General features: G+C 52.3%; 5 protein-coding genes. All 5 read left to right on the top strand.

Annotated elements, in window-relative coordinates:
* Positions 1-79: 79 nt before the first annotated feature.
* The 5 genes from CCC32_RS01475 (at position 80) to CCC32_RS01455 (ending at position 13,660) form a co-directional block, all read left to right on the top strand.
* Positions 80-3,130 (top strand): LamG-like jellyroll fold domain-containing protein, encoded by a 3,051-nt coding sequence (locus CCC32_RS01475; protein ID WP_287071762.1) that lies wholly within the window; start codon positions 80-82, stop codon positions 3,128-3,130.
* 78 nt (positions 3,131-3,208) lie between these two features.
* On the top strand, positions 3,209-4,132 hold the full coding sequence (locus tag CCC32_RS01470) for an IS982 family transposase (protein ID WP_287071600.1): 924 nt from the start codon (positions 3,209-3,211) through the stop codon (positions 4,130-4,132).
* Between the two features lie 222 nt (positions 4,133-4,354).
* Positions 4,355-10,963, top strand: coding sequence for a LamG-like jellyroll fold domain-containing protein (locus tag CCC32_RS01465; RefSeq protein ID WP_287071760.1), 6,609 nt, complete (start codon positions 4,355-4,357; stop codon positions 10,961-10,963).
* Positions 10,964-10,984: 21 nt separating this feature from the next.
* Positions 10,985-12,490 carry a hypothetical protein gene (locus CCC32_RS01460; protein WP_287071758.1) on the top strand — a complete coding sequence of 502 codons (1,506 nt, stop codon included), beginning with the start codon at positions 10,985-10,987 and terminating at the stop codon, positions 12,488-12,490.
* A 21-nt stretch (positions 12,491-12,511) separates the two neighbouring features.
* On the top strand, positions 12,512-13,660 hold the full coding sequence (locus CCC32_RS01455) for an OmpA family protein (RefSeq protein ID WP_287071756.1): 1,149 nt from the start codon (positions 12,512-12,514) through the stop codon (positions 13,658-13,660).
* Positions 13,661-13,683 lie beyond the last annotated feature (23 nt).

The raw sequence follows: 13,683 nt of genomic DNA, 5'->3' as shown, positions 1-13,683 counted from the left end.
TGAAAGAAACGTACCTATAACTCTATTGCATAAAGATAAGATCAAATCAAATCATATACAATAATCAAAACATCTGAAAATGAAAAAAAGAAGACAACAGCAACATCCTCCATATTTGGACGGGCGGGTTGCAAGCAATTCTGTTTCTACGCGGCGTTCCATGCGAACGTCCGCGGGAAGGTTCATGCAGTTCTTCCTTTGTGTCATGATGCTGATGGCGTTCTCAGTGCAGAATGCGTCGGCGTATGACGATTGGCAGGACAGCTGGATAAGTCAATGGTACGATGCGGAAAATGCCACTATCGTACTCGACATCCGCGTTTACCAATCGTGGGGTGGAGCAGGATCCGGCCATTGCGGATTCTGTCGTGATGACGGTTGGCTTGATGTCAGTGTGGCTGGATACGACATCCATCTCAAAGGTCCGAAAGACCAGTGGACAAGCTATGACCCTAACTCAGATCAGGTCACGGGAATCGACAAGAAATACGTACAATGGCTTGGTTTCAGAAAAACAGATGGCGACAAGGGATCTTATTTCATTAAGATCACCATTCCGCTGATACAGGACCGAATCGGAAAAGACGTATTTGTAAAATACAAGGGAGTATGGTGGCGCGAATTGAAAACGGCGACGGATCAGGACGTTGATTTCACTGCAACCGTAGACACCCATTTCGGCTGTACGCCGACTATAATCACAAATGCCTATTATGGCGTAAATGGGAATAAGCCTGGCTATGTCATCGCATGGAAAAAAGACGGAACGGCAAAGCAGAACTCCATTGACAAAAAGGGACATTTCAGACTCTGCTATTCAAACGGTGACCCCGTGCCAAACATCTCCACTATCGATGCGAGTCTTTATAGCAGTGGAGAGTTCTTTATCCCAGTGGAGAGTCTGAATCTTGACAATCCGTCTGAATACAAGATTATACAGCACTACGAGCCGACTTATAACAATAAGGTAATTTACGAGACATCAAGCTCTGCCAATAACACCCGTCCTGCCTATCCGCAGGTGAAGGAAATCAGCGCCAACTATGATCAGGTGACGCTCAAGGCGAAGGTGAACTGGAATCTCAGTGCGGCTCCGACGCAGAACTGCATTGAGGACAATATGGTGCTCACAATCAAGAGTACGAATAGGACGACAAATGCTGTGGAGACAACCACACAGAATATCAAGTATATGGCTGGTAAGACAGCATACAGCTATGAGTTTGACGTACCTTTAGGCGAGAGCCTGAATTATGAATTCAGCATTAAGCGTTCGCATACCGGCAACTCTGATGTATGGAACAACGCTTTCAGCAAGCAGACCTCTCTCTCGGCTTCTGCAAAGCACAGCAATGTTACGGCAGGTTCTGTACATGCTAAGCTTAGTGAAGACGACCAGACTGCCACTATCACTTGGCAGACTGAGGGCGACATCTGGAGTTCGGGCACCAAAGCGGTGCTTACACGTGTGAACGTTACGACCAATACTACTGACAACATTGAGCTGTCGAAGGAAGAATTCCTCAGCGGCAAGTATGTTGACGACATGATAATGGTGTGCAACGAATATCGTTACCGCCTTACTGTGAAGCCTGCCGAGGCTTACGGCACTCTGCCTACGGTGGCTGCTCCGGAGTCAATCATGCCCACAAGCATAGGCAATCTTGTTGCGTTCACAGCCGGCAAGGGATATTATTCTGATCGCGTGGAACTGGCATGGAGCAGCAAGGGCAACTTTGAGCGCTTCGTAATCAACCGCAAGGAGCATGGCGCTCCTGATACAGACTATAAGCAGATAGCCGTTACTGAGGGCAACGAGGCTCAGAACGACTATTACTATAACGACGTGAACGCCATTCCCGGCATTGTCTACGACTATCGTATCAAGGGACAGGTGATGTGCTCTGGCAATCTGCTTGAGAGCGACGAGGAACTTACTGACGTTGGTTTCCGCACACCTACGGGCGACATCTACGGCCGCGTAACATTCGAAAACGGACAGGCAGTGGCTGGAGCAAAGGTTACAGCTGAGCCTACCGAAGGCTCTGGCGTTCCCGGCAAGTCGTACGTTTTCAGCGGTGCGTCAAAGCTTACCGTCGACAACGAGTCGCTCTTGAAGGACGCTACGGAGGCTGCAACACTCCAGGCATGGGTACGAGCAGACAAGGAAGGTACTATCATCGAGAAGCCGGGCATGTACAAGCTGGCATACAACAACCAGTATATTGAGTTCACGGTAGGCTCTCAGACACTGAAGACTTCGAAGAAACTCAAGGACTACGCTTCTTCGGCACAGTTCGTGCATCTCTCAGCCGTGGCAAGTGCTACACACCTTATTGTATATATAAACGGTAAGGCAGTGGCAGAAGCCAAGCGTACGGCTCAGATTACGGGCAACGACAATAAGGTGGTGATTGGTGAAGGCTTCACCGGAGCCATCGACGAAGTTCGTATCTGGAACAAGGCGCTCAATGCTGACACCCTCGCCAACGACTACGACCGCTATATCGTAGGTAATGAGGACGGCCTGCAGGCTTACTACACCTTCGACTATTCGGTAGACAACGCCTTCTACGACATATCGTACAAGGGCACCAAGTACAACATGAACCATGGTGTGGCTACGGATGTTACTATCAGTTCGAAAGACATTCCTACTTCTGCACAGCTCGGCTACAGCAGCTACACAGCTGTAGACGGTTCATACCAGATTCGTTCGCTGCCCTACACCGGCAACGGAACCACTTATATGATTGTGCCTACTCTTGGCATACATCAGTTTGCGTCGGCTAAGGAGCTGCGCCTCATCAACTCGCAGTCACAGAGCCACACCGTGAACTTCACGGATAAGTCGTCGTTCAACATTTCGGGTAAGGTGATGTATAAGGGTGGCAACGTGCCCGTTGAGGGCGTGTCGTTCGCCGTGGATGGCGTCACCGTAATGGACGGCAAGAGCAACATTGTGAAGACCGACTCGCACGGACAGTTCACTATCAGCGTGCCCGTAGGACAGCACGAGGTGAAGGCTGTGCTTGCCAACCATACGTTCGAGAACGGCGGCAAGCTGACCAACCCCGACGGCACCGACCGCAACTATCAACCTGAGTTCGGGATAAGAAAGTCTTTATAAAAGTTGGTAATCTCAATAATTTTTAGTACCTTTATGGTTGTAAATCAATTAGTTATAAAGTAAAAGGATACTATAGTTATGGAGATTACCAAGGACAAAATTACTGAAATTTTCTGTATTATCGATGATTTTTGCCAAGAATATGATAAAGAGATTGCCCGCATGTCCATTTGTGAGCCTGACGGGCGTAAGCACCGCAATCGGAAATGTACTATGAGCCGGTCGGAAATCATGACAATACTCATCTGCTTTCATTTCAATACTTTCCGCAACTTCAAGCATTATTACCTCTTTTATGTCAAGGTGCACCTGCACGACTTGTTCCCAAAGCAGCTCTCATATAACCGCTTTGTTGAACTCGAGTCCAGAGTCGCGGTTGAGATGATGCTGTTCCTCCAACTGTTTTGCTTTGGTAGATGCACGGGTATAAGTTTCATTGACAGTACATGCATTCCTGTATGCCACAACAAGCGTATAACAAGGAATAAGGTGTTCCGTGGTTATGCAGAAAGAGGCAAAAGCACCATGGGATGGTATTTCGGTTTCAAGTTACACCTGATATGCAATGAGAGAGGTGAACTGCTTAACTTTATGCTTACGAAAGCGAATGTTGACGATAGAAATACAGATGTTTTTAACAGATTGAGTGATAATGTGTTCGGAAAATTATTCGCAGACAAAGGATATATTTCGCATGGCTTGTTTGAGAGATTGTTTAACGACGGTATAGAAATTGTCACTGGCTTGAAATGCAATATGAAAAACAAGCTTATGCCATTGTATGACAAGATTCTGTTGCGTAAAAGATCTGTCATAGAAACCATCAATGACGAACTTAAGAATGTTGCACAACTTGTACATTCAAGACATCGTAGCGTGTTCAATTTCGTAATGAATGTCCTTTCTGTTTTGGCTGCGTATAGCTTCTTTGAAAAGAAGCCATCCATCAACATTGACTATTGCATAGAGAATGTTGACGGACAGCTTGCTGTTATAAAGTAAACTTCATTTGGACTTTACAATCCTTGCATTTTGCCATCCATATTGTTTGGAGGGCAAATGTAATATGCACCTATCGGAAATCTGGCATAGCAAGAAAAACGACTGTCGCTTATCCCGAACTCAGGTTATCAGGACGACGACGGCGGCTTCGAAATCTTTGACGTTACAACCGTACGCTACATCGGACGCGTAGCTGGTGGTACGAAGCAGGAGGCGCTCCCCGTGGGTCACTCGCTCTCGAAGAACAACCTCGCTGACGACGTACGCATCGAACTCACCTATCCGAACGATAATTACAAGATGACAACTGAAGCTCGCGAGACTACACTCAATCACGTCAAGGGCGCATACGTAAGCAAGCAGCACCAGAACCGCGTAGCTTACAATGGCAACAAGATTACTATCTATCCTGACGCAGAAACGGGTGAGTTCTATGCCGACCTCATTCCTGAGAAGTATAAGATTAATGTAGTAGTGCCTGGTCATGACAAAATCCCGGGCAGTGGCGACGACCTCAACTTGAGCAACGAGTTTGCAAAGCAGAGCGAGGTGAATGCTTATCTCGACTCTATCTCTACGCAGGGCAAGTATGTCAATTGCAGCGACACTGTATATTACAACAAGAAGCAGCAGTTCATCAAGCGCTACACTCCGTCAATCATCGTGAAGGAGAAGGTGAAGGGTAAGCTTCAGGACTTCTTCGGAAAGGAAGAACTCAGCATCGCTACCCTCGATCAAACAAAGACTATAAGGGTAAAGACCTACAATCCTGATAATGCTGCACAGCCTTACACACTCGGCGTGCCGGTGTATGAGCAGGGACAATACGTCACTTATCACATCACCACAGCGGAGGTGTACGAATATAAGGATAAGGACGGCAGACGTAAGGATGGCGTTAAGGAGGACATCGTGCCAACGCCTGAGGCTAAACTGTCATTCAGTAGAGGCGACATTGCGTACGGAACGCAAGAAGACATCACTACTGACGAGAACGGTGAGGCTGAATGGACTTTCCAGGTTAACAACCCGGAAATGACTTCGGCTCTGCGCTCAGCAGCTATGGATATGACCTACAGCGAAAACAGCGAAAGCACATCTTCTACAACAATCAACTGGAAGGGTGGCTTTGACGGCAAGGGAAATACTAAGGCTATCGTAATTGGTGCAAAGACTCTGGGATCGGACTTCGTTACGAACGGACCCGACAAGGTGCTCTTCGTGCTGCGCGACCCACCGGGAAGCAACTCTTATGCTTATCTTGAGAAGGGTGTGACAGTTACTTCTACAAGTACATATGAGGGAAATGTCACTAACGAGGGAGTATTGAACAACGAGGCAAAGGTTGGTGCCAAGGTCATCACCTTCACCGGTCTTGGTGCCGGAGTGGTGAACGAGAACGACGTGAAGAACGAATTCTCATTCGGTGCTTCTCACAGTGAGACAATCGGTGGTACAGACTCTGACACTAAGACGATGACCACTACCACACGCTTCGAGACAAGTAGCGACCCGCAGTATGTAGGAAGCGACGGCGACCTCTTCGTTGGCTATTCTACCAATATCGGTGTAGGCAAGACCGAAAACATCGCCGTTACTACACGTGAGATGTATCAGGCCAATCCTTCAGAATACGAACTGTTCAGCAATGTTACTCCCGAAAACAGTGAATATCTGCTTGTGAAGACTACTGGTCTGGGACTTTCGCAGAAGTATGGCACTATGTTCACCTATCCGCAGGTGCACATCGAGCAGGTGCTGTTGCCTAAACTTGAGGATGTACGCAACAAGTTGCTGCATCAGCCAGCTGAAGGTATCGACTTCCAGGCAATGGCTGACAACACCAAACTCCCAGTATACGTTTCGAAGTTGGCAGCTGACGATCCTAACTTCGGCAAGAGCAACAACGACAAGGTGTTTAAGGGTGCCAATGCCACTGACCCGATTGACGGACCAAGTTACAAGATCTACACTCCGGCAGGACAGCCGTTGAAGGAGGATACTATCATGTTCCTCAATCAGTCGATTGACAACTGGAAGATGCAGCTTCGCAATAACGAGGAACAGAAGGTGAAGGCAGAACTCATGCAGAACCATTCGTTCCAGGGCGGTGCTTCTTACGAATACTCTGAGGAGTATGAGGTTGGACGCTCGGAGACTCAACGCTTCTCTATCTTGATTGGCGCTCAGTTCACCAACAACTTCGGATGGACACTCAATGGCACTGGTATGGTGCTCACTGTAGACGAGAGCCTTACCACCGAACACGGCGGCGAGTTCTCAACTGAGGAAACTGCACGCCACTGCAAGGGCTACGTGCTCGCAGAGGAAGGCTCTGACTACATCTCTGTAGACGTATGCCGCGAGGCAGGATACAAGAACGGCGACCAGTACATCAAGTACAAGGACATGAAGGATGAAAAGGAACAGACCTTCTCTACATTCATCTTCAAGACCCGTGGCGGTGCTACGTCTTGTCCGTTCGAGGGCGAATACAAGACCAAGTATTACGAACCGGGACAGCACGTCATCAATGAGGCTACCGTTCAGATGGAAGTTCCGGAGATAACCGTTGAAAAGGACTTCATCGATAATGTTCCTTCTGGCAAGTCGGCTTACTTCACGCTCTATCTGCGCAACAACTCTGAGTCGCAGGACGACAACTGGTATAACCTCGTTATTGACGATGCCAGCAATCCTAACGGAGCACAGCTGCTCATCGATGGCGCACCGATCGGCAACGGCAGAGCATTGCTCGTACCGGCAGGCGGAACACTCACCAAGACACTCGAGGTGCGCAAGGGTTCGGTGATGAACTACGACAATCTCCGACTGATGCTTCAGTCGCAGTGTCAGTGTGACCCCACCGACTTCCAGGATGAAATATATGACGACGTGACGTTCAGCGTACACTTCACTCCCTCGGCTACTGACGTGAACCTGAAGAAGCCTACCGACAACTGGACATACAACACCAAGTTGGCAACAGCGGAGGTGAACGGCGTGCAGAAGCATTACATGGACGTAGTGATTGACGGATTCGATGTGAACTATGACAACTTCCATCGCATCATGCTTCAGTTCAAGCCGTCGTCGGGCAGCGACAACGACTGGACAACGCTCATGAGCTACTACAACGACCAGACTCTCTTCGACCAGGCAGTGAAGAATGGTATGAATGCAGAGATGATCAAGGCTGCTGATGCCGGTACTATCAAGTATCGCTGGTTTATGGACGACCAGCAGGATCAGCGTTACGACCTGCGCACTGTAGGTACGAGCATGATCAACAATGAAGAGGTATACAACTATTCTGCCGTACACAGCGGCATCAAGGATATGTATAACCCGCGCCTATTCGGTAGCGCTCAGCCAGCTAATGGTGTACTGACGGTCAACGACGAGGTGAAGCTCACATTCAACGAGCCTATAGCCGACGGACTCCTCACCGACAACAACTTCTCGGTGACAGGTATACGCAACGGCGCACAGACCGACCATAGCGTAAGCGTACGTCTTGACGGAAAGAACGACGAACTCGTGTCTGAGTTCCAGCGCAACTGGAGTGGCAAGAACCTCACCATCGAGATGTGGACTCTTGCAGACAAGCCTCAGGACGCTGTGCTCTTCAGCCAGGGCAACGCCAACAGTGCGATAGAGCTTGCAACGACGAGCGACAACCGCTTGAAGGTGAAGGTGGCTGATAAGACCATCGTCAGCGACAAGGCGTTCGACTACGAGCAGGGCACATGGGCACACGTGGCTCTTGTATATAATAATGAAGGAAACGTGTCGGCTTACTATAACTACGAACAGCTTATCAGCGCAGCTGAGGTGGGCGAGTACAATGGCGAGGGCGCTTACGTGTTCGGAGCCAGCGTAGACGGAAGCGGACACTTCGCAGGCAAGATGCACGGCGCCCGTATTTGGGACAAGGTAGTCACACCAGCACGTCTGCAGACCAACTCGCTGACAATGCTCTCAGGAGCCGAAAGCAATCTCATTGCTTACTATCCTATGTCAGAAGCTAAGGGCAGCGTTCTTGCCGACAAGGCACACGGTGCTAACCTTGAGATGCGAGGCGGCGAATGGGCTAACCCCGAGGGACGCGCAGCAGCGTTCAACGGTAAGGACCAGTATCTGAAGCTCTCTTCGGGCAGTTCATGTGTCGTAGACAACAGCATGGACTACACCATCGAGACATGGTTCAAGGCCGACGAGGCTCAGCAGACGGCTACCATCATCTCTAACGGACGCGGCGACGGCGAGGACATGGGCGGTTCGCTCAATCTCTTCGCTCTCAATCTGGAGGAAGGCCGTCTGGTGTTCCACAACAACGGTGTGCGTGTGGCGTGCGACGGTAGCTACGCCGACAACGACTGGCACCACGTAGCTGTAGCTGTCAACCGTACAAGCGGACGCGGACAGATATACGTGGACGGCAAGCTGAACACTTACTTCGAGGCAGCCGACCTTGGTGGCATAGCTGCGGCTTACATACATCTCGGCGCTCGTGTGTGGACTCCTGCCGACAACCTGCAGCAGGAGAAGGCAGACAACTTCTTCAAGGGCGAGATTGACGAGGTGCGTGTATGGAATCTCTACAAGAGCGAAACGCTCGTGGAGAACGGCAACAGCAACCGTCTTGACGGCACTGAGAAGGGACTCTTGGCTTACTATCCGTTTGAGACATACATCGAATGGCAGGGCGTGAAGGAACTGCAGTTCTCTCTGAAAGACCAGAAGCAGCAGGCTGACCCGACGCAGCAGGTGCCTGACGCAGTTGCGGTAGGCGGCGATGTCGAGACCAAGACCTCTGCACCCGTCAAGGCAAAGGGACCGGAGAGCAAGCTGCTCTACGACTTCGTAGTGAACAACGACGCGCTCATCATCAATCTGAAGGAGCCTTACGAGCGCATAGAGAAGACTATCGTGAAGTTCACGGTGGACGGCGTGCGCGACAAGAACGGCAACGAGATTCTCTCGCCGATAACATGGAGCGCATTCATCGACCGCAACCAGCTGAAGTGGAGCGACCGGGCTCTCACCGTAGTGAAGAAGCTCAACGAGGAGAAGACCATCAAGGTGAAGGCACTCAACAACGGCGGTTCAATCGAACACTTCACCGTAGAGAACCTTCCTTCATGGCTTGAGGCAGAACCGGCAAGCGGCACCATCGACCCGACAGCGTCGGAGGACATCGTGCTGACTATCGACCCGAGTCTGAACATCGGCACATACGACGAGACGCTCTATCTGCGTGGCGACAACAACGTGGTGGAGGCTCTGCAGCTCACGGTGAAGGTAGAGGGCGAGAAGCCCGACTGGACGGTGAACGCCGCCGACTTCAAGTATAATATGTCTGTCTTCGGCAAGCTGTATATCAATAAGGTATACTCTTCTGACGACGAGGACATGCTTGCTGCGTTCAGCGGCGTAAAGTGCGTAGGCGTATGCAACAACCGCTACTACAAGCAGAACGACATGTACTACGCCATGCTCACGGTCTACTCTAACGACGTAAGCAGCGACGACCTCGAGTTCCGCATCTGGGACGCAAGCACCGGACAGACCTACATAGCCGAGAGCGAGAAGCCGATAAGCTTCGAGAATAACGCCGTAGTGGGCAGTCCGTCGCAGCCAGTGCTCTTCACGGCGAAGGACTATCGTGTGCAGAACATCACGCTGAACGAGGGATGGACGTGGATATCGACGAACATCGCATCCGACAAACTCTCCGATCTTAACAAGCTGCTTGCCGACGGCAAGTGGACATCAGACGACCAGGTGAAGAACGAGCAGTACGGCTTCGCATCGTGGACAAAGCGCAACGGATGGATGGGACAGCTCACCGCCATCGACAACGACCAGATGTATCTCGTACACAGTTCGCAGCCGCAGAGCCTGCATATCTCAGGACCGGCGGTTGACCCCACCTCGCACAAGCTCACCATACGCGGAGCAAAGGCAGACGGCACAGCGCGCTGGAACTACATCTCGTATCTGCCTTCAGACAACTTCACGCTGAAGGAGGCTCTCGCCGGCTACGACGCCAAGGAAGGCGACATCGTGAAGTCGCAGACGCAGATGGCTATGTACAGCGGCAATCTGGGATGGATAGGCAGTCTGACGTACATGGAGAACGGCAAGGGATACATGCTCCTGCGCCAGTCGCAGGACGACGCTCAGCTGCAGTATCCGTCGAAGACTTCTGTAGGACGCAAGACTAAGGCTGCGATGGCAGCTGCCAAGAACGCTGACGGCACAAACGCTTACTTCCCCTACTCAGCCAACATGACGGCAGTGGTAGAGGTGGAAGGCGTAGAGCTGCAGCAGGGCGACCGCCTTGTGAGCTACGTAGCAGGCGAGCCGCGCGGCTATGCCGAGGCTATAGCTCTGCCCGACGGCAGAACCGTCTTTATGCTCACCATCGGTGGCGACAAGCCCGAGGCTGTTGACTTCACTGTAGAGCGCGACGGCGACGTCGTAGCCAAGGCACCGAGCGCTGTAAGCTATGCTGCCAACAGCAATGTGGGCACCCTCAGCGAGCCGATGCGCATCAGCTTCCTCGGCACCGAGGGCGGACTCTACATCTATCCGTCGCCGTTCTACTCGCAGCTGAAGATACGTGCCACTGTCGGCCGCGACGCCTATACAGATGTATACGTCAGCGACATGAGCGGCAAGCGTATCGTGGCATGGAACGACTGCAACGCTGGCGGCAATGTAGACATCACATGGAACGCCGGCAACACGGTTCCGGCTGGTGTGTATATCGTCAGCATCGCCGTAGACGGCAACGTTTATTCGATGAAGGCTATCAAGAAGTAATATTTTAAAAAGAAAGACTATATGAAATATATAAAGTATTCGTTTCTCGCCGCATTGGGCTTACTCTTCGCACAATGCACCGAAGAGGGCGACAAGACTTATCCGCAACAACCCGCTCCCCAGTGGAGCGTGGTTGAGGAGGACTTCGTAAGCGAGACTCCAACATGGCAGGTGGCGTCTGCCACTCCTGCTTCCGCCCCGATGTGGCGAGCCGACTTCAGCGGCAACGATCAGGCGCCGTTGTGGAGCGACCCCGACAAGAGTGTCTATCCGATGAGCATGACTGCCGTAGTGCGTCTCTCGCCGGTGCTCGAAACGCTTGCCACCGACGGCGACAAGATGGCTGCCTTCATTGGCGGCGAGTGTCGCGGTGTGGCTAAGACGGTGATGAACGACGGCGTGCGCCTCTTCTTCATCCACGTGAAGGCGCCGTCGAGCGAGAACGGCAATGTGGAGTTCCGCTATTACAGTGCTGCCGCCAAGCGCACGTATGTCTCCGTAGCGTCAGACGTCAGATATGAGGTCGACAAGATTTACGGCACAGCCGACGCGCCCGCCTATCCCGACTTCGAGCAGTCGGGACCCTTCCCCGTACCTACCAAGGTATGGGTGAAGGTGGACAAGGCGAAGCTGCCCTTCAACGTAGCTGCAGGCGACGAGCTGCAGGCGTTTGTGGGCGACGAGTGTCGCGGCATAAAGCACGTGGAGAGCGAGGCTGATATGCTCTACTGGTACGACATCCTCGGACGTGCCGAGGGCGAGCAGGTGATATTCCGCTATTACAGCGCGGAGAAGAAGCAGGTGTTCGTTTCCGAGCAGTCCTTCGTTATCGGCAAGCGCGGTTCGGTGGTTGGTTCTGAGGAACAGCCGCAGACTCTCAGCTTCGTGCCGCAAGGCAGCATGATCGCTTATCTCACCCTTGACGCCGTTACAGGCAGCTATGCCGACAAGAGCGGCGACAAGCTGGCGGCGTTCATTGGCAATGTGTGCGCCGGCGTGGGCGAACTTGTGGGCGAGCAGGACGGCAGACCGGTATACAAGATGGTTGTCAACGGCGTCAGCTCACAGGCGGCGTCTGTAGACATACGCTATTACAGCCATCGCAACAGCTACGTGTTCACGGCTCCTGCATGCCTCGCCTTCGCCGACGGCAAGGTGGAGGCTTCGCCCGAGCAGCCGCTCACCCTGCCTCTCGTTCTCGCCGGCAAGCATCCGCTCAAGATGACAGCTTGTGTGGCATTGCCTCAGAACATCGTGCGCCAGGCAACGGCAGACGACCTGATGGCTGCATTCGTGGGCGCAGAATGTCGCGGCATGGCAAAGGCAGAACAGGCGGAGAACGGCGAGTATGTCTTCCGCATGGAGATAAACGGCAGCATGGGAGCGGAGGAACCCGTTACGCTGAAGTATTATGCCGCACGCAACAAGTGTCTCTATCAGGCTGTCTCGGCTTTCACGTTTGCCGGCGGCGCAAGCTACGGCACAGCTGGCGAGCCCAGCAGACCTGCTTTCCTCATTGTTGAATAAGCTTAAAACCTATCTGTATATATGAATAAGAAAACTATAATAAGCATGGTGCTGGGGTGCATGTCGCTGCTCCCGGCATCTGCGCAGAACGGATGGTTCGTTGAGGCGGGCGGAGGCGTGCAGACTATCTTCTCGAGCGATGCCGGCAAGCTGCACTTCGGCAAGCGTCTCACTCCTTCATACCACGTCGGCGTCGGCAAGTGGATCACTCCGGCTTACGCCTTGCGCCTGCAGATTGGCGGCTATGCGCTCAACGGCATGTCCACATCCGAAGGACTCTATCTGCGCGACACGCAGACCGACGGCTCTATATACGGCCCTCACGACCCCGTTATCGACAATGTGACGGTCCGCCCCGACGGCACCTATCGCCATTATCTGCGTTACGTCAACGCTCATGCCGACTTCATGGTGAGCCTCTCGCGTCTGCTCTTCCGCAGCGAGGGCCGCTTCGATGTGCTTCCGGCTGTAGGATTGGGCTACGCCCGCACCTTCGCCTATCGCGGCACGGCGGACGCCAACTCGCTCACAGCCAACTTCTCTATAGCCGCCAAGTACAGCGTGCTGAAGTGCATGGATGTAAACCTTGAGATAGCTTCGGCTCTCATGCCCGACCATTTCGACGGTCGCATCACTGGTCGCAAGTACGAGCCGACGCTCGGTGCAACGCTCGGACTGACCTATCGCTTCAACGCCTCAAAGCCTTGCGCCAAGAAGCAGCGCTGCCATAAGCTCCGTCGTGAAGCCGTGGTCGACACGGTGTACGTGAAGGAGCGGATAGTGGAGCGTCCCGTCTTTAAGGACCGCATAGTGGAGAAGTCGGTTGCGAAGAAACAGGAAGCGTTCCGTCTCGCCTCGGTCAGCTTCGCTTGCGCTTCCGCCAAGCCAGAGAAGAAGCAGGACATAGTGTTTGAGAACATCGTCGAATATCTCAAGCAGAACCCTTCTGCCCGCATCCGTCTCGACGGCTATGCCGACAAAGCCACAGGCAAGGCGCGCACCAACTTGATGCTTTCCATACGCCGCACCGACAGCGTGCGTAATATCCTCATAGAGCGTTACGGCATCGCTCCGTCGCGCATCGAGGCGCAAGGCATCGGCAGCAATGCGCAGCCATACGAAGATAACGATCTTAATCGCGTAGTGATTGTAACAGCACTGCCCGAGTGATGCGTGTTTAGTAAAAAGAAAAA

Origin of the sequence: Prevotella sp. LMAG:51 (assembly GCF_008680225.1) — a bacterium.
GTDB lineage: Bacteria > Bacteroidota > Bacteroidia > Bacteroidales > Bacteroidaceae > Prevotella > Prevotella pectinovora.
The sequence above is the reverse complement of the archived record's forward strand: the minus strand, read 5'-3'. Positions and strand labels throughout refer to the sequence as shown.

What these genes read in the sequence shown, in the direction of transcription:
- CCC32_RS01470 (WP_287071600.1), top strand. Translation starts at nt 3,209, where the DNA reads ATGGAGATTACCAAGGACAAAATTACTGAAATTTTCTGTATTATCGAT.
- CCC32_RS01455 (WP_287071756.1), top strand. Translation starts at nt 12,512, where the DNA reads ATGAATAAGAAAACTATAATAAGCATGGTGCTGGGGTGCATGTCGCTG.
- CCC32_RS01460 (WP_287071758.1), top strand. Translation starts at nt 10,985, where the DNA reads ATGAAATATATAAAGTATTCGTTTCTCGCCGCATTGGGCTTACTCTTC.
- CCC32_RS01475 (WP_287071762.1), top strand. Translation starts at nt 80, where the DNA reads ATGAAAAAAAGAAGACAACAGCAACATCCTCCATATTTGGACGGGCGG.